The 19568-nt window shown below is 52.3% G+C and carries 19 protein-coding genes; 15 read left to right on the forward strand and 4 right to left on the reverse strand.

Annotated features, from left to right (window positions below; translation table 11 throughout):
• The first annotated feature begins 253 nt into the window (after window positions 1–253).
• Window positions 254–1207: a 23S rRNA pseudouridine(955/2504/2580) synthase RluC gene (rluC, locus tag SK32_RS02565; protein WP_170927351.1), complete on the forward strand. Its 954-nt coding sequence runs from the start codon at window positions 254–256 to the stop codon at window positions 1205–1207.
• Between the two features lie 116 nt (window positions 1208–1323).
• On the opposite strand, the gene SK32_RS02570 is transcribed toward rluC, so the two are convergent.
• The gene (locus SK32_RS02570) at window positions 1324–1908 is read right to left on the reverse strand and encodes a Maf family protein (protein ID WP_048211235.1); all 585 of its coding nucleotides are present in this window, start codon (window positions 1906–1908) and stop codon (window positions 1324–1326) included.
• Window positions 1909–2105: 197 nt separating this feature from the next.
• On the opposite strand from SK32_RS02570, the gene yceD reads away from it, so the two are divergent.
• From yceD to ptsG, 14 genes are all read left to right on the forward strand, one after another.
• A complete protein-coding gene (yceD, locus tag SK32_RS02575) occupies window positions 2106–2627 on the forward strand; it encodes a 23S rRNA accumulation protein YceD (protein ID WP_003036239.1) in 522 nt (173 codons plus the stop codon).
• Between the two features lie 16 nt (window positions 2628–2643).
• Entirely contained in the window at window positions 2644–2817 is a 174-nt protein-coding gene (gene rpmF / locus SK32_RS02580) for a 50S ribosomal protein L32 (RefSeq protein WP_003036242.1), read from the forward strand.
• Window positions 2818–2939: 122 nt separating this feature from the next.
• On the forward strand, window positions 2940–4019 hold the full coding sequence (gene plsX / locus SK32_RS02585; protein WP_071887359.1) for a phosphate acyltransferase PlsX: 1080 nt from the start codon (window positions 2940–2942) through the stop codon (window positions 4017–4019).
• A gap of 78 nt (window positions 4020–4097) precedes the next feature.
• Window positions 4098–5051 (forward strand): beta-ketoacyl-ACP synthase III, encoded by a 954-nt coding sequence (gene fabH, locus SK32_RS02590; protein WP_005129019.1) that lies wholly within the window; start codon window positions 4098–4100, stop codon window positions 5049–5051.
• Between the two features lie 15 nt (window positions 5052–5066).
• Window positions 5067–5996, forward strand: coding sequence for an ACP S-malonyltransferase (gene fabD, locus SK32_RS02595; protein WP_048211237.1), 930 nt, complete (start codon window positions 5067–5069; stop codon window positions 5994–5996).
• Window positions 5997–6008: 12 nt separating this feature from the next.
• Window positions 6009–6743 (forward strand): 3-oxoacyl-ACP reductase FabG, encoded by a 735-nt coding sequence (gene fabG, locus SK32_RS02600; RefSeq protein ID WP_003036255.1) that lies wholly within the window; start codon window positions 6009–6011, stop codon window positions 6741–6743.
• A 155-nt stretch (window positions 6744–6898) separates the two neighbouring features.
• A complete protein-coding gene (acpP, locus tag SK32_RS02605) occupies window positions 6899–7135 on the forward strand; it encodes an acyl carrier protein (protein ID WP_000103754.1) in 237 nt (78 codons plus the stop codon).
• Window positions 7136–7221: 86 nt separating this feature from the next.
• Window positions 7222–8463, forward strand: a complete 1242-nt coding sequence (gene fabF / locus SK32_RS02610) for a beta-ketoacyl-ACP synthase II (protein WP_005129014.1) — start codon at window positions 7222–7224, stop codon at window positions 8461–8463.
• A gap of 130 nt (window positions 8464–8593) precedes the next feature.
• A complete protein-coding gene (gene pabC / locus SK32_RS02615) occupies window positions 8594–9403 on the forward strand; it encodes an aminodeoxychorismate lyase (protein ID WP_048211238.1) in 810 nt (269 codons plus the stop codon).
• Between the two features lie 2 nt (window positions 9404–9405).
• Window positions 9406–10428 (forward strand): cell division protein YceG, encoded by a 1023-nt coding sequence (gene yceG, locus SK32_RS02620; protein WP_048211239.1) that lies wholly within the window; start codon window positions 9406–9408, stop codon window positions 10426–10428.
• Window positions 10418–11059: a dTMP kinase gene (gene tmk / locus SK32_RS02625; RefSeq protein ID WP_048211240.1), complete on the forward strand. Its 642-nt coding sequence runs from the start codon at window positions 10418–10420 to the stop codon at window positions 11057–11059. The genes yceG and tmk overlap by 11 nt, the downstream gene beginning before the upstream one ends.
• Window positions 11056–12060, forward strand: coding sequence for a DNA polymerase III subunit delta' (gene holB / locus SK32_RS02630; RefSeq protein WP_048211241.1), 1005 nt, complete (start codon window positions 11056–11058; stop codon window positions 12058–12060). Before tmk ends, holB begins: the two co-directional genes overlap by 4 nt.
• 10 nt (window positions 12061–12070) lie before the next feature.
• Complete coding sequence (locus SK32_RS02635) at window positions 12071–12868, forward strand: metal-dependent hydrolase (RefSeq protein ID WP_048211242.1); 798 nt, start codon at window positions 12071–12073, stop codon at window positions 12866–12868.
• Between the two features lie 293 nt (window positions 12869–13161).
• Complete coding sequence (gene ptsG, locus SK32_RS02640; protein ID WP_005128998.1) at window positions 13162–14595, forward strand: PTS glucose transporter subunit IIBC; 1434 nt, start codon at window positions 13162–13164, stop codon at window positions 14593–14595.
• 55 nt (window positions 14596–14650) lie between these two features.
• Here ptsG and SK32_RS02645 read toward each other — a convergent pair whose 3' ends face one another.
• The 3 genes from SK32_RS02645 to shiA form a co-directional block, all read right to left on the reverse strand.
• Window positions 14651–16429, reverse strand: coding sequence for an aminopeptidase P family protein (locus SK32_RS02645; protein ID WP_048211243.1), 1779 nt, complete (start codon window positions 16427–16429; stop codon window positions 14651–14653).
• Between the two features lie 15 nt (window positions 16430–16444).
• Complete coding sequence (locus SK32_RS02650; RefSeq protein ID WP_005128994.1) at window positions 16445–17899, reverse strand: AMP nucleosidase; 1455 nt, start codon at window positions 17897–17899, stop codon at window positions 16445–16447.
• A 118-nt stretch (window positions 17900–18017) separates the two neighbouring features.
• Window positions 18018–19334, reverse strand: a complete 1317-nt coding sequence (shiA, locus tag SK32_RS02655) for a shikimate transporter (protein WP_040230699.1) — start codon at window positions 19332–19334, stop codon at window positions 18018–18020.
• Between the last annotated feature and the right edge of the window lie 234 nt (window positions 19335–19568).

Below are 19568 nucleotides of genomic sequence, written 5' to 3' on the forward strand. Positions count from 1 at the left end.
TTCCGGAAAAGTTCTTGTTTTAACAAGATTCAACACGGAAACAAGCTCATTATTCCACTGCTAACCTTGTTATAGCAAGATGACTTTTGCCATTTATCACCCGGTTACTCACAGTTTTTACACTTCCGCCTGGTGATTGCTTTAATAACCACCAAATCGGTTCTGTCAAACTTAAGTAATCAGGTATAGCAGTTAATATAAGCATAGAAAAATGTGTGGCGCGAATCTTGATGGCTATTTAAAATCGGCCCCCATGAAAACAGAGACTCCAGCCGTAAAAATAGTTGCCATTACTGCCGATGAAGCAGGGCAACGCATCGACAACTTTTTGCGCACCCAGCTTAAAGGCGTGCCGAAAAGTATGATTTATCGCATTTTGCGTAAAGGCGAAGTGCGGGTGAATAAAAAACGCATCAAACCTGAGTACAAACTCGAAGACGGGGATATTGTGCGTATTCCGCCAGTGCGTGTCGCTGAGCGTGAAGAAGAAGCGATTTCTCCGAATTTGCAGAAGGTCGCTGCGCTGACGGATGTCATTTTGTATGAAGATGACCATATTTTGGTGCTTAACAAACCTTCTGGCACCGCCGTCCATGGCGGCAGCGGATTAAGCTTTGGTGTGATCGAAGGTTTACGTGCCTTACGTCCGGAAGCGCGTTTCCTTGAACTGGTGCATCGCCTGGACCGTGATACCTCCGGTGTTTTGCTGGTCGCCAAAAAGCGCTCGGCGCTGCGTTCACTACATGAACAATTGCGTGAAAAAGGGATGCAAAAAGACTATCTGGCGCTGGTAAGGGGTCAGTGGCAATCGCATGTCAAAGCTGTGCAGGCACCTTTGTTAAAGAACATTCTGCAAAGCGGCGAGCGTATCGTGCGGGTAAATCAGGAAGGGAAACCGTCGGAAACCCGTTTTAAAGTGGAGGAGCGCTATGCGTTTGCCACGCTTGTGCGCTGCAGCCCCGTGACCGGACGCACGCACCAGATTCGTGTGCATACGCAATATGCCGGACATCCGATTGCTTTTGATGACCGCTATGGCGACCGTGAGTTCGATAAGCAACTGGCGGGTACGGGGTTGAACCGTCTGTTTCTGCATGCCGCAGCGTTGAAGTTTACTCATCCGGGTACGGGGGAGGTGATGCGTATTGAAGCGCCAATAGATAAACAGTTGAAGCGCTGCCTCGAGGTATTACGCAGCAAAGCCTGATGCGCGTTGCGATTTTATCGCGTTAAACCCGTAGGCCGGATAAGACATTTACGTCGCGCCTGATGGCGCTGCGCTTATCAGGCCTACTTGATTACGCCTGTACAGGAGTTCTTTAATCAGGCGTTCAGCGGGTTCATGTCTTCCCTGCGCAGCATCTGACACAACGCGATCAGCGGCAAGCCAATCAGTGTGTTAGGGTCGCGGCCCTCCAGACGCTCAAAGAGTGCGATACCTAATCCTTCACTTTTAAAACTACCTGCGCAATGTAACGGGCGTTCTTTACGCACGTAATCTTCAATTTCCATTTCGCTTAAATGGCGAAAATGGACATCGAACGGTTCAACTTCGGTTTGTAGATGACCGTTAGCTGAATTATAAAGCGCCAGTCCGGTATAAAACGTGACAATATTTCCACTGGCTTTGGTTAATTGTTGTCTGGCGTTTTCTTCCGTTAACGGCTTGCCGGTTATTTCACCATCAAGAACACAAATTTGATCAGACCCAATTATCAAATGTGATGGAAACCGATGGGCAAGGGATTGCGCTTTTTCCTGTGCAAGGCGTAACACTAAATGCCGGGGTGTTTCGCCGGGTAAGGGGGTTTCATCAACCTCTGGGGCTGCGCATTCAAACGGGATGGCCAATTTTTCGAGCAAAGCGCGACGCCAGGGAGAGGTAGACGCAAGAATAAGTTGAGGCATATTTTTTCCCCCGCATATAGCGTAATGATGAGAGCCATTTTAAACTATGGACTGCGTCCTTCAAGCTGGCTGCGATGGCTTGTCGTGATCGATTTTAAGTCGATGACCCGCAATGTGTGCGAATTATTGGCAAAAGGCAACCACAGGCTGCCTTTTTCTTTGACTATATGACGTTACAAAGTTAATATGCGCGCCCTATGCAAAAGGTAAAATTACCCCTGACTCTTGATCCGGTTCGTACGGCTCAAAAACGCCTCGATTATGAAGGTATCTATACTTCTGATCTGGTAGAGCGCGTCGCCGATTCTGTAGTCAGTGTGGACAGTGATGTGGAATGCTCCATGTCGTTCGCTATCGATAACCAGCGCCTTGCCGTTATAACCGGTGATGCGAAGGTTTCGGTTACGCTCGAGTGTCAGCGTTGCGGGAAACCGTTCCCACTTCATGTTCACACAACATATTGTTTTAGTCCTGTCCGTTCTGACGAGCAGGCTGAAGCACTCCCGGAAGCGTATGAGCCGATTGAGGTTAACGAATTCGGTGAAATCGATCTGCTTGCAATGGTTGAAGATGAGATTATCCTCTCCTTGCCGGTAGTTCCGGTGCATGATTCTGAACACTGTGAAGTGTCCGAGGCGGACATGGTCTTTGGCGAATTGCCTGATGAAGCGCAAAAACCAAACCCATTTGCCGTATTAGCCAGCTTAAAGCGTAAGTAATTGAGGAGTAAGGTCCATGGCCGTACAACAGAATAAACCAACCCGTTCCAAACGTGGCATGCGTCGTTCTCATGACGCTCTGACCGCAGTCACCAGCCTGTCTGTAGACAAAACTTCTGGTGAACAACACCTGCGTCACCACATCACTGCCGACGGTTTCTACCGTGGCCGTAAGGTAATCGCTAAGTAATCACGCATGACTCAATGGATTTCCCACTTTGGTGAGAAAAACAAAGAGTACACGCGTGATGAAGCTTAGTGAGGCTTTCCCCGGGTAACTGGGGAAACACCTAACCGGGCAGCGACGATACCTTGACACGTCTAACCCTGGCGTTAGATGTCATGGGGGGAGATTTTGGCCCTACCGTGACAGTGCCTGCAGCATTGCAGGCACTGAATTCTAATTCGCAACTCACTCTTCTTTTAGTCGGGGATCCCGATACAATCACGCCATTACTTGCCAAAGCTGACTTCGAACAACGTTCACGTCTGCAGATTATCCCTGCTCAGTCAGTTATTGCCAGTGATGCCCGGCCCTCGCAAGCAATCCGCGCCAGTCGTGGAAGCTCAATGCGTGTTGCCCTGGAGCTCGTGAAAGAAGGTCGAGCGCAAGCCTGTGTCAGCGCTGGTAATACGGGCGCACTAATGGGTCTTGCGAAACTCTTGCTCAAACCCCTTGAGGGTATTGAGCGTCCTGCGCTGGTCACGGTTTTACCGCATCAGCAAAAGGGCAAAACGGTGGTGCTGGATTTAGGCGCCAACGTGGATTGCGACAGTACGATGTTGGTGCAATTTGCCGTTATGGGTTCCGTGTTGGCAGAAGAGGTGGTTGGGATTGCCAGGCCTCGCGTTGCGTTACTCAATATAGGCGAAGAAGAAACTAAGGGTCTCGACAGTATTCGGGACGCTTCTGCTGTGCTAAAAACAATCCCTTCTATCAATTATATAGGCTATCTTGAAGCCAATGAGTTGCTGACTGGCAAAACGGATGTGTTGGTCTGTGACGGCTTTACAGGTAATGTCACATTAAAGACGATGGAAGGTGTTGTCAGAATGTTCCTTTCACTGCTGAAATCTCAGGGTGAGGGCAAAAAACGGTCGTGGTGGCTGCTGTTATTAAAACGTTGGTTACAAAAAAGCCTGACAAGGCGATTTAGTCACCTCAACCCCGACCAGTATAATGGCGCCTGTCTGTTAGGATTGCGCGGCACGGTGATTAAAAGTCATGGTGCTGCCAATCAGCGAGCATTTGAAGTCGCGATTGAACAGGCAGTGCAGGCGGTGCAGCGACAAGTTCCTCAGCGAATTGCCGCTCGCCTGGAATCTGTATACCCAGCTGGATTCGAACTGCTGGACGGTGGCGAAAGTATCAACTCACGAGTGCACAGGTAACAGTGCCGGCTGAGGGTGCTGTCAACGTACCAGCGATTTGCTCGTGGCGGTATATAACCAAAAAGTGACTGAGCGTACATGTATACGAAGATTATTGGTACTGGCAGCTATCTGCCTGAACAAGTGCGTACTAACGCCGATTTGGAAAAAATGGTCGAGACATCTGATGAGTGGATCGTCTCTCGTACAGGTATCCGCGAACGCCATATTGCTGGGCCAAATGAAACCGTTGCGACGATGGGCTTTGCCGCCGCTAACCGTGCACTTGAAATGGCCGGCATCGACAAAGAACAAATTGGTCTGATTGTGGTTGCTACCACGTCATCAACCCACGCATTTCCAAGCGCGGCGTGCCAGATCCAAAGTATGCTGGGGATTAAAGGCTGTCCGGCGTTTGATGTTGCAGCGGCCTGTGCTGGTTTTACCTATGCACTTAGTGTTGCCGATCAGTATGTAAAATCTGGCGCGGTCAAACATGCGCTGGTTGTCGGATCGGATGTGCTGGCGCGCACCTGTGATCCAACCGACCGTGGGACGATCATTATTTTTGGTGATGGCGCGGGTGCAGTTGTACTGAGCGCATCAGAAGAGCCAGGTATTATCTCCACCCATCTTCACGCTGACGGTAGCTATGGTGAACTGCTGACGCTGCCTAATGCCGATCGCGTGAACCCGGAAAACCCGATTCACCTGACGATGGCGGGTAACGAAGTTTTTAAAGTCGCGGTGACCGAGCTTGCGCACATCGTTGATGAAACGCTGGAAGCAAATAACCTCGACCGTTCTGCGCTGGACTGGCTGGTGCCGCATCAGGCAAACCTTCGCATTATCAGCGCAACAGCGAAAAAGCTGGGGATGTCGATGGATAATGTCGTCGTCACGCTGGACAGACATGGCAATACGTCCGCTGCTTCCGTACCGTGCGCGTTGGACGAAGCCGTCCGCGACGGGCGAATTAAAGCAGGGCAGTTGGTATTGCTTGAAGCCTTCGGAGGTGGATTCACCTGGGGCTCCGCGCTGGTTCGTTTCTAGTATAAGGATTTTAACATGACGCAATTTGCATTTGTGTTCCCCGGTCAGGGTTCCCAAACCGTTGGAATGTTGTCTGATATGGCAGCAAGCTACCCAATTGTTGAAGAAACTTTTGCTGAAGCTTCAGCGGCGCTGGGCTATGATCTTTGGGCGTTGACTCAGCAAGGTCCGGCAGAAGAACTGAACAAAACCTGGCAGACGCAGCCAGCGCTGTTGACCGCATCTGTCGCGCTGTATCGCGTATGGCAGCAGCAGGGTGGTAAAACGCCTGCGCTGATGGCAGGTCACAGTCTGGGTGAATATTCTGCGCTGGTATGTGCGGGTGTTATCGGTTTTGCCGATGCCGTACGTTTGGTTGAACTGCGTGGCAAATTTATGCAGGAAGCCGTACCGGAAGGCACAGGTGGCATGTCTGCTATCATCGGTCTGGATGATGCCGCTATCGCGAAAGCGTGCGAAGAGTCTGCTGAAGGTCAGGTGGTTTCACCGGTAAACTTTAACTCACCGGGTCAGGTGGTTATTGCCGGGCACAAAGAAGCTGTAGAGCGTGCAGGTGCAGCTTGTAAAGCTGCTGGCGCTAAGCGTGCGTTACCGTTACCGGTTAGCGTTCCATCTCACTGTGCGCTCATGAAGCCTGCAGCCGAGAAACTGGCTGTTGAACTGCAAAAAATTACCTTTAACACGCCGATTGTTTCCGTTGTGAACAACGTTGACGTGAAGTGCGAAACCACTGCCGATGCTATCCGCGATGCGCTGGTTCGTCAGCTTTACAGCCCGGTTCAGTGGACTAAGACCGTTGAATTTATGGCATCTCAGGGCGTAGAGCACCTGTATGAAGTCGGTCCGGGTAAAGTCCTCACCGGTTTGACGAAACGTATTGTTGACACCCTGACTGCTTCGGCACTGAATGAGCCGGCGGCGATGTCTGCGGCGCTAGAGCAATAAAAGAGGAAAACCATGAGTTTTGAAGGAAAAATCGCGCTGGTTACCGGTGCAAGCCGTGGCATTGGCCGCGCAATTGCTGAGACACTCGTTGCCCGTGGCGCGAAAGTTATCGGTACTGCCACAAGCGAAAGCGGCGCGCAGGCCATTAGCGATTACTTAGGTGCAAATGGCAAAGGTCTGATGTTGAATGTGACCGACCCTGCATCTATCGAATCGGTTCTGGAAAATATTCGTGCAGAATTTGGTGAAGTCGATATCCTGGTCAATAATGCCGGGATTACTCGTGATAACCTGTTAATGCGCATGAAAGATGACGAGTGGAACGATATCATCGAAACCAACCTGTCATCTGTTTTCCGTCTGTCAAAAGCGGTAATGCGAGCTATGATGAAAAAGCGTCATGGTCGTATTATCACTATCGGTTCTGTGGTTGGTACCATGGGAAATGCGGGTCAGGCTAACTACGCTGCGGCGAAAGCGGGTCTGATCGGCTTCAGTAAATCACTGGCGCGTGAAGTCGCGTCCCGTGGTATTACTGTAAACGTTGTTGCTCCGGGCTTTATTGAAACGGACATGACGCGTGCGCTGTCAGATGATCAGCGTGCGGGTATTCTGGCGCAGGTTCCTGCGGGTCGCCTTGGTGGCGCTCAGGAAATCGCCAGCGCGGTTGCATTTTTAGCTTCCGACGAAGCAAGTTACATCACAGGTGAGACTTTGCACGTCAACGGCGGGATGTACATGGTTTAACCACGATTGAAAAATATTTGCGTTATTAGGGTGAATGGCCTCAAAATAGCGCAAAATCGTGGTAAGACCTGCCGGGATTTAGTTGCAAATTTTTCAACATTTTATACACTACGAAAACCATCGCGAAAGCGAGTTTTGATAGGAAATTTAAGAGTATGAGCACTATCGAAGAACGCGTTAAGAAAATTATCGGCGAACAGCTTGGCGTTAAGCAGGAAGAAGTTACTAACAATGCTTCCTTCGTTGAAGACCTGGGCGCGGATTCTCTTGACACCGTTGAGCTGGTAATGGCTCTGGAAGAAGAGTTTGATACTGAGATTCCGGACGAAGAAGCTGAGAAAATCACTACCGTTCAGGCTGCCATTGATTACATCAACGGCCACCAGGCGTAAGTGAACATCTCCAGGCGGTCATTCGACCGCCTGAGTTTTATCTTTTTTTCCCACTTGAATTATTTTTCCCTCCCTGGAGGACAACCGTGTCTAAGCGTCGTGTAGTTGTGACCGGACTGGGCATGTTGTCTCCTGTCGGCAATACCGTAGAGTCTACCTGGAAAGCTCTCCTTGCCGGTCAGAGTGGCATCAGCCTGATCGACCATTTCGATACTAGCGCCTATGCAACGAAATTTGCTGGCTTAGTAAAGGATTTTAACTGTGACGACATTATCTCGCGCAAAGAACAGCGCAAGATGGATGCCTTCATTCAATATGGAATTGTCGCTGGCGTTCAGGCCATGCAGGATTCTGGCCTCGAAATTACGGAAGAGAACGCTCACCGTGTTGGCGCCGCTATCGGCTCCGGTATTGGCGGTCTCGGTCTTATCGAAGAAAACCATACCTCTCTGGTAAATGGTGGACCGCGTAAGATCAGCCCGTTCTTCGTTCCGTCGACGATTGTTAACATGGTGGCGGGTCATCTGACCATCATGTACGGCCTGCAAGGGCCAAGCATCTCCATCGCCACGGCCTGTACTTCAGGCGTGCACAACATCGGTCATGCCGCGCGTATCATTGCATACGGCGATGCGGACGCGATGGTTGCGGGTGGTGCAGAAAAAGCCAGTACACCGCTGGGTGTGGGTGGTTTTGGCGCAGCACGTGCGCTGTCTACGCGTAACGATAACCCGCAAGCGGCAAGCCGTCCGTGGGATAAAGAGCGTGACGGTTTTGTGCTGGGCGACGGCGCAGGTATGGTGGTGCTGGAAGAGTACGAGCATGCGAAAGCACGTGGCGCAAAAATCTATGCTGAAGTGGTTGGCTTTGGTATGAGCAGCGATGCTTACCATATGACATCACCTCCGGAAAATGGTGCAGGTGCTGCACTGGCGATGGTCAATGCGCTGCGTGATGCGGCGATTGAACCTGGTCGTATTGGCTATGTCAATGCGCATGGTACGTCCACACCAGCAGGTGATAAAGCAGAAACCCAGGCCGTGAAATCGGTGTTTGGTGATGCTGCACGTAGCGTGATGGTTAGTTCAACCAAATCCATGACCGGACACCTGTTGGGTGCTGCGGGCGCGGTAGAGTCTATTTTCTCTATTCTGGCGCTGCGCGATCAGGCTGTTCCACCAACCATCAACCTGGATAACCCAGATGAAGGTTGTGACCTGGATTTCGTTCCGCACGAGGCGCGTCAGGTTAGCGGTATGGAATACGCACTGTGTAACTCCTTTGGCTTCGGTGGCACCAACGGTTCTGTGATCTTCAAAAAGATCTAAGCACCAGCAGGTAACTTACCTGGCTCTAAGAGAAAAGGCCCGCTTGTCGGGCCTTTTTTTATTCAGTTTTCAGTCCTTGTCCTGGTTGACTCATCCTGCCAAACTAGCGGACCACGAATAAGGAGCCACTATGTTCTTAATTAATGGCCGTGAGCAGGATATGCTGGCTGCAAGCGATCGGGCGACGCAGTTTGGCGATGGCTGCTTTACCACTGCGCGTATTACCGACGGCGAAATTTGCTTTTTTGCAGCGCATCTCCAGCGTTTACAGGACGCATGCCAAACATTGTTTATCCCCTTCGATAAGTGGTCAGAACTGCAAGCTGAAATGGGAAAACTGGCAGCAGGGCATGCACGTGGCGTACTGAAAGTGATTATCAGTCGTGGCAGTGGCGGTCGTGGTTACAGTGGGGCAAGCTGTCATGAGCCGACCCGTATCCTCTCCGTCTCTGTTTACCCTGCGCATTATGATAGCTGGCGAAAGCAAGGTATCGTGCTGGCGTTAAGTCCTGTTCGTCTGGGGCGCAATCCGATGCTTGCCGGGCTTAAACATTTGAATCGACTCGAGCAGGTGTTGATTCGCTCTCATCTTGAGCAGACGGACGCCGACGAAGCACTGGTTCTTGACAGTGAGGGATGGGTTACGGAATGCTGTGCGGCTAATTTGTTCTGGCGTAAGGGCGATGTGGTTTACACTCCCCGGCTGGATCAGGCCGGCGTGAACGGCATTATGCGACAATTCTGTATCCGGACGCTGGCACAATCGCCGTTCAGTATTGTCGAAAAGTATGCCGGGTTGGAAGAGGTTATGCAGGCCGATGAAATCGTCGTCTGTAATGCGTTAATGCCCATTATTCCCGTGCGTGCCTGTGGCGACACATTGCTGTCTTCACGTTTGTTATTCGATTTTTTAGCCCCACTTTGTGAGCACCCGAATTAGTCATGAAAAAACTGTTACTCGTTGTCCTGTTATTACTGGTTGTGCTGGGCATTGCCGCGGGAGTGGGAATGTGGAAAGTTCGCCATCTGGCGGACAGTAAGTTATTGATTAAAGAAGAGACGATTTTTACGCTGAAAGCGGGTACGGGCCGTCTGGCCCTTGGCGAACAGCTGTATGCGGACAAGGTTATCAATCGCCCGCGCGTGTTCCAGTGGCTGCTACGTGTGGAACCCGACCTGTCGCATTTTAAAGCCGGAACCTACCGTTTTACGCCCGACATGACGGTGCGGGACATGCTGCAACTGCTGGAAAGCGGTAAAGAGGCACAGTTCCCGTTGCGCCTGGTTGAAGGGATGCGCCTGAGCGATTACCTCAAACAACTGCGCGATGCGCCGTATATCAAGCATACGCTGAGTGATGATAACTACGAGACCGTTGCCCAGGCGCTGAAGCTGGAAAACCCGCAATGGGTGGAAGGCTGGTTCTGGCCAGATACCTGGATGTACACCGCGAATACTACCGACGTGGCGTTGCTAAAACGTGCGCATCAAAAAATGGTTAAAGCGGTGGACACCGTCTGGGAAAGTCGTGCTGACGGCTTGCCGTATAAAGACAAAAATCAACTGGTGACGATGGCCTCAATTATTGAGAAAGAGACGGCCGTTGCCAGTGAGCGTGATCAGGTGGCCTCGGTCTTTATTAACCGCTTACGTATCGGTATGCGGTTACAGACCGATCCGACCGTGATTTACGGTATGGGGGCACGGTATAATGGCAAATTATCGCGTGCGGATCTGGAAATGCCGACAACCTATAACACTTATACCATCACAGGTTTGCCGCCGGGCCCGATTGCCATGCCGGGTGAGGCTTCGTTGCAGGCCGCAGCGCATCCGGCCAAAACGCCGTATCTCTATTTCGTGGCTGACGGTAAAGGCGGCCACACGTTTAACACTAATCTTGTCAGCCACAACCGCTCCGTGCAGGATTATCTGAAAGTGCTTAAGGAAAAAAATGGGCAGTAACTATATCGTTATCGAGGGCCTGGAAGGCGCCGGAAAAACTACTGCGCGTAATGTGGTGGTAGAGACTCTTGAGCAACTCGGGATTCGCGACATGGTATTTACCCGCGAGCCCGGTGGAACGCAGCTTGCGGAGAAATTAAGAAGTCTGGTGTTGGACATTAAATCGGTCGGCGATGAGGTGATTACCGATAAAGCCGAAGTCCTGATGTTTTATGCCGCGCGCGTACAACTGGTTGAAACGGTGATTAAGCCGGCGCTGGCAAAAGGCGCATGGGTTATTGGCGATCGTCACGATCTGTCGACCCAGGCGTATCAGGGCGGCGGTCGTGGCATCGATCAACACATGCTGGCAACACTGCGTGATGCCGTGCTTGGTGATTTTCGCCCTGACCTGACTCTGTATCTGGATGTGACTCCTGAGGTAGGACTAAAACGCGCTCGAGCACGTGGCGAACTGGATCGTATTGAACAGGAGTCTTTCGATTTCTTTAATCGCACCCGCGCACGCTACCTTGAACTGGCTGCCCAAGACGCCAGCATTCGTACAATTGATGCAACACAGCCGCTTGATGTCGTGATGGAGGATATCCGCACTACCATCACCGAGTGGGTGAAGGAGCAGGGCGCATGAAATGGTATCCATGGTTACGACCGGATTTTGAAAAACTGGTAGCCAGCTACCAGGCGGGTCGTGGTCACCATGCGCTACTGATTCAGGCGTTACCCGGCATGGGTGACGACGCGCTGATTTACGCTCTTAGCCGCTATTTAATGTGCCAGCAGCCAGAAGGACATAAAAGCTGCGGACAGTGCCGTGGCTGTCAATTGATGCAGGCAGGTACACACCCGGACTACTATTCGTTGCTGCCGGAAAAAGGCAAAAGCACGCTGGGTATTGATGCGGTACGTGAAGTCAGCGAGAAGCTGTACGAGCATTCACGCCTTGGCGGTGCGAAAGTGGTGTGGATCCCGGATGCCGCTCAGTTAACCGATGCCGCCGCCAATGCGTTGCTGAAAACGCTGGAAGAACCGCCCGCGCAAACCTGGTTTTTCCTTGCCAGCACAGAGCCAGCTCGCCTGCTGGCGACATTACGTAGCCGCTGCCGGTTACACCATCTTGCGCCGCCGCCTGAGTCGTATGCAATTTCCTGGCTTGCCCGTGAAGTAACAGCGTCGTCAGAAGCGTTGTTGAGCGCGTTACGCCTTAGTGCAGGTTCGCCCGGTGCGGCACTCTCGCTGTTACAGGCGGAAAGCTGGGCGCACCGGACCGACTTCTGTGCGGCACTGGCGAACACATTGCAGTCCGACGACTGGTATATCCTGTTGGCAGCACTCAACCATGAGCAAGCTGCGACCCGTTTACACTGGCTGGCAACGTTGTTTACAGATGCCCTCAAACGTCCGTATGGTGTTGCCCATTTAACCAATCCTGATGCTCTGACGTTGATATCGTCCATCGCTGAGCGGTTATCCGTCGCGCAGATACAGGCGATACTCGGTGACGTTTGTCACTGTCGTCAGCAATTGCTGAACGTGACAGGCGTAAACCGTGAACTGGTATTAACCGATCTTATTCTCCGTACTGAGCATTATCTGCAACCAGGCACCATACTGCCTGTTCCCCATCTTTGAGAGAGACATTATGTTTTTAGTCGACTCGCACTGCCATCTTGATGGCCTGGATTATCAATCTCTGCATAAGGACGTGGATGACGTGCTGGCGAAAGCGGCCGCACGCGATGTGAAATTCTGCCTTGCCGTTGCCACCACGCTATCGGGGTACCGCAGTATGCGCGAACTGGTTGGTGAGCGTGACAATGTGGTTTTCTCATGTGGTGTTCATCCGCTAAACCAGGATGAAACCTATGATGTCGAGGATTTGCGTCGTTTTGCCGCCGAAGAGGGCGTAGTTGCGATGGGTGAAACGGGGTTGGACTATTTTTACACCCCGGAAACTAAAGTTCGCCAACAGGAATCATTCATCCACCACATCCAGATTGGCCGTGAGTTACACAAGCCGGTTATTGTTCATACCCGCGATGCGCGTGCTGATACGCTGTCAATTCTGCGCGAAGAAAAAGTGACGGATTGTGGCGGCGTACTACACTGTTTTACAGAGGACAGGGAAACTGCGGGTAAATTGCTGGATCTCGGATTTTATATCTCGTTTTCTGGCATCGTCACGTTCCGTAATGCTGAACAGCTTCGTGATGCTGCGCGTTATGTTCCGCTGGATCGTTTGTTAGTTGAGACTGATTCCCCATACCTTGCGCCCGTGCCGCATCGCGGAAAAGAGAATCAGCCAGCCATGGTTCGTGATGTCGCCGAGTACATGGCCGTATTGAAAGGTGTTGCCGTTGAAGAACTGGCGCAAATCACCACAGATAACTTTGCCCGCCTGTTTCACATCGACGCCTCTCGCCTGCAATCAGTACGCTAACTGAGTTTTTTTAAAGCTCGTAATTAATAAACAAAGCGAGTAAAGTTCACCGCCATTAAATGGGCGGTGAATAACCAGTTGGAAACATTCAGATACTCATTTTATCGGAATGTGCGAGTTTTTCGGCCATCCACAGCTGAATTGTGATAGCCGTCAAACAAAAACGAACTGAATTATTTTACTCTGTGTAATAAATAAAGGGTACTTAGATACCCTGTCCACGGCGAGGTTCTCCCCCCTCGCCAATGCGTGAGAACGTAGAAAAGCACAAATACTCAGGAGCACTCCTAATTATGTTTAAGAATGCATTTGCTAACCTGCAAAAGGTCGGTAAATCGCTGATGCTGCCGGTATCCGTACTCCCTATCGCAGGTATCCTGCTGGGCGTCGGTTCCGCTAACTTCAGCTGGCTGCCAGCCGTTGTATCGCACGTAATGGCAGAAGCAGGCGGTTCTGTTTTTGCGAACATGCCGCTGATTTTCGCTATCGGTGTTGCGTTAGGCTTCACCAACAACGACGGCGTATCCGCTCTGGCATCCGTTGTTGCTTACGGCATCATGGTCAAGACCATGGCTGTTGTTGCGCCGTTGGTTCTGCATTTACCTGCTGAAGAGATCGCCGCTAAACACCTTGCTGATACGGGTGTTCTCGGGGGGATTATCTCCGGTGCGATCGCAGCGTATATGTTCAACCGCTTCTACCGTATCAAATTGCCTGAGTATCTGGGCTTCTTTGCCGGTAAGCGCTTCGTTCCTATTATTTCTGGTCTGGCTGCCATCTTCACAGGTGTGGTTCTGTCCTTCATTTGGCCGCCGATCGGTACTGCTATTCAGACGTTCTCCCAGTGGGCTGCATACCAGAACCCGGTCGTGGCGTTCGGTATCTATGGCTTCATTGAGCGCTGCCTGGTGCCGTTTGGTCTGCACCATATCTGGAACGTTCCATTCCAGATGCAGATCGGTGAATACACCAACGCTGCAGGCCAGGTTTTCCACGGCGACATCCCTCGCTATATGGCGGGCGACCCGACGGCGGGTAAACTGTCCGGTGGCTTCCTGTTCAAAATGTACGGTCTGCCGGCTGCTGCTATCGCTATCTGGCATTCTGCTAAACCAGAAAACCGCGCGAAAGTGGGCGGTATCATGATCTCCGCTGCGTTGACCTCGTTCCTGACCGGTATTACCGAGCCGATCGAGTTCTCCTTCATGTTCGTGGCGCCGATCCTGTACATCATCCACGCTATCCTGGCTGGTCTGGCATTCCCGATTTGTATTCTGCTGGGTATGCGCGACGGTACATCATTCTCCCACGGTCTGATCGACTTTATCGTTCTGTCCGGTAACAGCAGCAAACTGTGGCTGTTCCCGATTGTCGGTATCGGTTATGCGATCGTGTACTACACCATTTTCCGTGTGTTGATCAAAGCGCTGGACCTGAAAACGCCGGGTCGTGAAGATGCGACTGAAGACAACAAAGCGGGCGCGACTGGCGAAATGGCGCCTGCCCTGGTTGCCGCGTTCGGCGGTAAAGAAAACATCACTAACCTCGATGCGTGCATCACGCGTCTGCGCGTCAGCGTTGCTGATGTTGCCAAAGTGGATCAGGCTGGCCTGAAGAAACTGGGGGCGGCGGGCGTTGTTGTCGCGGGTTCTGGTGTTCAGGCTATTTTCGGTACCAAGTCCGATAACCTGAAAACTGAAATGGATGAGTACATCCGTAACAGCTAAGCAGTAAGACGTTGGGGAGAACTAAGGCAGCCTGCGGGCTGCCTTTTTTATTGCCTTAATTGGCCTGAACGCGAATCGGCGCGGTGGCGGCGAACAGCCACGGACGAGCCTCTGCGTTCACGCGGGGGGATAACGTCTCTCTGACCTGCTGGTGGTAATCATCAATCCACTGTTTTTCTGCATCGCTGAGCAAATGCAGTTCAACCAGATTCAAATCAATCGGCACCAGCGTCAGCGTTGAGAAACGACAGAAGCCAGGGCGACTGTTGATAATCTCCACCTGATTCTCAATACGGATCCCATATTGTCCGGCCAGATAATAACCCGGCTCGATGGTAATGATATTGCCCGCAACCAGAGGCCAGGGGTTTACTTTTTTGGCGATGCGATGGGGTTGCTCATGGATGAGTAACTGATGACCCACACCGTGGCCGGTACCGTGATCAAAATCCAGACCTAAATCCCACAATGCCCGACGACTAAAGGCATCCAGTTGATGTCCCTGAGTACCGGTGGGAAACTGCAGTGAGATAAGCGACAAAAAGCCTTTCAACACGGCGGTGTAATGCAGACGACGCTGCGGATCCTGTGGACCAAAGGCGAGCGTTCTTGTTGTATCCGTAGTGCCATTTTGATACTGGCCGCCGGAATCATTCAGGTACATTGCCTGTGTGGTGATGGGGGTGTTTGTTTTCTCGCAGGAATGGTAATGACACATCGCCGCATTGCTGGCAGAGGCGGAAATCGTGCTGAAACTTTGCTCGATAAATCCTGGCTGCTGCTGGCGAAACGTCAGCTGTTTGGCTTGTGCTTCCAGTTCAGTGACAGGATTACCTGCTGCCTCGCGCAGAGGGACCTCATGCGCCAGCCAGGCCAGAAAGTTTACCCATGCGGCGCCATCCTGTTCATGGCATTCCCGATACCCTGCCAGTTCAACATCATTTTTATGAGCTTTAATCAATGTGATGGGGTCGGGGGTCCAGAGAACCTCTCCTCCGTTTTGTTCAATGGCGAACCGCAGCGCGACTGGCGCATAGTCTTTATCAACCAGGAAACGCTTTCCTTGGGCAAGTTGCTGGCAGCGCGGAAGAAAGTTTTCTTGCGGGGCCAGCGTGATCGTCTCCAGCAACGATGCAGGCAGCTGCTGCGTCTTATTATTATCAACAAACCACTCCAGTTCGCCGCTGCGATGGAGCAGGGCAAACGAAAACGGCACTGGCACCATAGCCAGATCCGAACCGCGCACATTCAGCAGCCAGGCGATGTTATCCGGCAGCGTGATCGCCAGCACGTCGGCCTGATGCTGGGCCAGTTGTTCCACTATTCGTTCGCGCTTATGTGCGCTGCTTTCGCCGCTTATCTCAACGGGCATTTCACGAATTACACCACAGGGGGCGGCTGGACGGTCGAGCCAGATCTGGTCGAAGGGATCGCGTTCCATCGGAACCAGTTTGCAGTGAGTGGCCGACAGTGCTTCAAATTGGCTGTTGACCATCAGCAGAGGTTCAAAGCCGATACGCGCACCAGAGGTGACGTAAGCCTGCAAGTAGTCGGCCAGAGGTTCCTCGTGCAAATGATGGATTTCAAAATCATCGAGAGAGACTTCGTTACGCACCTGGACCTGATAGCGCCCATCGACAAACATCAGCGCGCGATCGCGAAGTACCAATGCAAGACCAGCGGAACCGCTAAAGCCGGTGAGCCAGGCCAGTTTATTGTCATGTGGCGTACAATCTTCACTTTGGTGAGCGTCGGCGCGCGGAACAATCATGCCATCCAGTCCCTGCGCTAACAGCAGACTGCGCAGGGCGGAAAGAGGAGTTGAGTTGTGCATAGTTACCTTCAGGCCTTAACGGAACGGCGGTTCGTTGAACGTACGTAATTTACGGGAGTGCAGTCGGTCGCCTTCAGCACGCAGACGGTCGATAGCCCGGATACCTATTTGCAGGTGTTCAGAAATGGCACCTTCATAAAAACGGTTGGCCTGACCAGGCAGTTTGATCTCGCCATGCAGTGGTTTGTCGGAAACACATAGCAGCGTGCCGTAAGGGACGCGGAAGCGGTAGCCCTGAGCGGCGATGGTGGCGCTCTCCATATCGATAGCTACCGCGCGGCTGAGGTTAAAACGTAGCGCAGAAGCGGAATAGCGTAGCTCCCAGTTACGGTCGTCGGTGGTGACGACGGTTCCGGTACGTAAACGCTGCTTAACCTCTTCGCCGGGCATGCCGCTGACTTCTTTGGTAGCGTCATACAGGGCGCGTTGCACTTCCGCAATGCTCGGAATCGGAATGTCCGGCGGCAATACGGCATCCAGTACATGGTCGTCACGCAGATAAGCGTGGGCCAGAACATAGTCGCCAATTGCCTGACTTTCACGCAGACCGCCGCAATGTCCAATCATCAGCCAGACGTCAGGACGCAGTACGGCCAGATGATCGCAAATGGTTTTGGCGTTAGAGGGGCCGACGCCGATATTAACCAGCGTGATCCCCTGACCGTCGGCGGTAATTAAATGCCAGGCGGGCATCTGGTGTTTTTTCCACGCCAGATCGGAGATGGCCTCTTCCGGTGCTTCGGTTTCCGCGGTGATCCAGATCCCGCCCGCGCATGACAGCGCGATATAGGGGCTGTCCGGATCGAGGATCTGGCTGCAACCCCAGCGCACGAACTCATCGACGTAGCGGGTGTAGTTGGTGAACAGTACAAAGGGCTGAAAGTGCTCAACCGGCGTTCCCGTGTAGTGACGCAGTCGCGCCAGCGAGAAATCGACTCGTCGCGCGTCGAAGTGCGACAACGGGGAGAACTCCGCCGGATGATAGGTACCATCCGCAGTTTCATCGCCAATCTGTGACAGCTCGGTGGTCGGAAAATGGCGCGTCAATCCGGCGCTCATCGAGCGGTCGAGCGTCAGTTCAGAGCCGTCAATGACATACGGATAGGGAATTTCATGTTGCGACGGCTCGACGGAAATATGCGCATCATAATCCTGATACAGCAGCGTCAGTTGTTCTTCAAGATAAGGGCGAAAAAGCGACGGGCGGGTGATGGTCGTGGTATAGCAGCCTGCATGGGTAAAACGGCCATATGCGCGCGTTTTCGGTGGGTTTGTGGCACTGCCATCCCAGGTGACACAAAGCGATGGGTAAACAAAAAGACCGTTTTGGCGGGCGATGTCGTCAGGGAGCGTCCCTGTTTCAATATACTTACCAATGGCGCTACGCAGAGCCTTCACCGACTGTTCGTACAGCGCGTCCAGTTTATCCAGTGCCTGAGCAGGTGTCAGGCTGGAGCCCTTATTGTTCATGTCTGTCTCCTTGTTCCACAGATGTACTGCTCTCCCGATAGTATGTCACAGGAATGTGAAACAAAAGTCAGACGTTGAGGAAGATTATGCGAAGACCCGATGGCCTTCGCACAAAGGTTTACGCGTGTTGCTTATCTCTCATCAGCATTGCGGTGACGGCCGAAATAAGGCATCCGGCCATCAGGTAAATGGCCACGCTGTGCCAGTCGCCACCGGAGAAAGTCACTAATGCAGCGGCAATAAAAGGCGTAAAACCACCGCCGACAACGCTGGCAACCTGATAACCCACGCCCGCGCCACTGTAGCGATAGCTTGCGCCAAACAGGCCGGTAAACATAGGCTGCTGTACGCAGACCACCATATCGTGCGCAATGTTGGCCAGCATAATCGCGAAGAACACTATCCAGAAGAGGGACTGCGCTTCCAGGGCCATGAAGAACGGGAAGGCGCTCAGCGTACCGACCAGGGCACCGATAATGTAGACCCGGCGGCGGCCAAATCGGTCGGCAAGCCAGGCGAAGCAGGGGATGGTCAGGCAACTCAATCCACCGACTAGCAGCCCGATATTGAGAAAAAGTTCGCGCGGTAGCCCCAGATTTTGCGTGGAATAATTCAGGGCAAACGCGGTGACGATGTACATGGTCAACAGTTCACACAGGCGCAGGGCGATAATTTTCAAAAATGCCCCTGGGTGCCGGGCCAGCGCTTCGACAACCGGCAGGCGTTTTTTGGTTTGCGTCTGCTGTTGTTTTTGCTGTTCAAACTCTGCCGACTCTTCCATTCGGTTACGCATCCATAATGCGCCCAGAACCAGCACAATGCTGAACAGGAACGGGATGCGCCAGCCCCAACGCAGAAACTGCTCATCGGTCGTTTGAGAACTGATTAGCGAAACCAGTCCTGTCGAGAGCAGCAGGCCGACGCCATAACCCACCTGAACGCCGCTGCTGTAGAATGCTTTTTTGTTTTTTGGTGCGCTTTCGACGGAGAGTAGCGCCGCGCCGCCCCATTCACCGCCAACGGCGAATCCCTGAATGGCGCGCAGCGTAACCAGAAGAACCGGGGCCCACCAGCCGATGGTGTCAAAAGAGGGAATAATACCAATCAACGCTGTGGCAATGCCCATCATCCAGACGGTGAGCATCAGCATTCGTTTGCGACCCAGGCGATCGCCGAAGTGACCGAAGATCACCCCGCCTAACGGACGGAACAAAAATCCGACGCCAAAGGTGGCAAATGCGGCAAGTGTACCCATCGCCGGGCTGACCTGCGGGAAGAACTCGCGATTAAAAACCAGCGCGGCGGTGATGCCATAAAGCAGAAAATCATACCAATCGACCACGGCACCCGCGAAGCTGCCGAGTGCGGCACGTCGGGCACGGTTAAGCGATGAGGTGTCCTGCTGGGGACCCGTGGAGGTGAGGGTGGAATCCATAGTTATCCTGTCTGTACTGTTTTTTAATTATTAGTCTTGGAGTTAGGTTACGCACATTGCAGTCGAGATATAAACGACTGTAATGAGACTACCGCGACAGACGAGAAGATAAAACGATTTTATCCCTTACAAGAGGGCAAGATGAAAAATAAGACGATTGAAGAAATTAATAAGCAAAAAGCCCGCTTAAGTTTCCTTAAACGGGCCTCTTAAATTTGGATCCTCTGACTGGGA

Source organism: Citrobacter sp. MGH100, from assembly GCF_001034465.1.
GTDB classification, from domain to species: domain Bacteria; phylum Pseudomonadota; class Gammaproteobacteria; order Enterobacterales; family Enterobacteriaceae; genus Citrobacter; species Citrobacter youngae.

Bases quoted from the DNA above. Each gene is read 5' to 3' on its own strand.
- rpmF (WP_003036242.1), top strand. From the start codon at position 2,644: ATGGCCGTACAACAGAATAAACCAACCCGTTCCAAACGTGGCATGCGT.
- holB (WP_048211241.1), top strand. From the start codon at position 11,056: ATGAAATGGTATCCATGGTTACGACCGGATTTTGAAAAACTGGTAGCC.
- acpP (WP_000103754.1), top strand. From the start codon at position 6,899: ATGAGCACTATCGAAGAACGCGTTAAGAAAATTATCGGCGAACAGCTT.
- shiA (WP_040230699.1), bottom strand. From the start codon at position 19,334: ATGGATTCCACCCTCACCTCCACGGGTCCCCAGCAGGACACCTCATCG.
- tmk (WP_048211240.1), top strand. From the start codon at position 10,418: ATGGGCAGTAACTATATCGTTATCGAGGGCCTGGAAGGCGCCGGAAAA.
- fabH (WP_005129019.1), top strand. From the start codon at position 4,098: ATGTATACGAAGATTATTGGTACTGGCAGCTATCTGCCTGAACAAGTG.
- SK32_RS02570 (WP_048211235.1), bottom strand. From the start codon at position 1,908: ATGCCTCAACTTATTCTTGCGTCTACCTCTCCCTGGCGTCGCGCTTTG.
- ptsG (WP_005128998.1), top strand. From the start codon at position 13,162: ATGTTTAAGAATGCATTTGCTAACCTGCAAAAGGTCGGTAAATCGCTG.
- SK32_RS02645 (WP_048211243.1), bottom strand. From the start codon at position 16,429: ATGCACAACTCAACTCCTCTTTCCGCCCTGCGCAGTCTGCTGTTAGCG.
- yceG (WP_048211239.1), top strand. From the start codon at position 9,406: ATGAAAAAACTGTTACTCGTTGTCCTGTTATTACTGGTTGTGCTGGGC.
- SK32_RS02635 (WP_048211242.1), top strand. From the start codon at position 12,071: ATGTTTTTAGTCGACTCGCACTGCCATCTTGATGGCCTGGATTATCAA.
- rluC (WP_170927351.1), top strand. From the start codon at position 254: ATGAAAACAGAGACTCCAGCCGTAAAAATAGTTGCCATTACTGCCGAT.
- SK32_RS02650 (WP_005128994.1), bottom strand. From the start codon at position 17,899: ATGAACAATAAGGGCTCCAGCCTGACACCTGCTCAGGCACTGGATAAA.
- yceD (WP_003036239.1), top strand. From the start codon at position 2,106: ATGCAAAAGGTAAAATTACCCCTGACTCTTGATCCGGTTCGTACGGCT.
- fabG (WP_003036255.1), top strand. From the start codon at position 6,009: ATGAGTTTTGAAGGAAAAATCGCGCTGGTTACCGGTGCAAGCCGTGGC.
- pabC (WP_048211238.1), top strand. From the start codon at position 8,594: ATGTTCTTAATTAATGGCCGTGAGCAGGATATGCTGGCTGCAAGCGAT.
- fabD (WP_048211237.1), top strand. From the start codon at position 5,067: ATGACGCAATTTGCATTTGTGTTCCCCGGTCAGGGTTCCCAAACCGTT.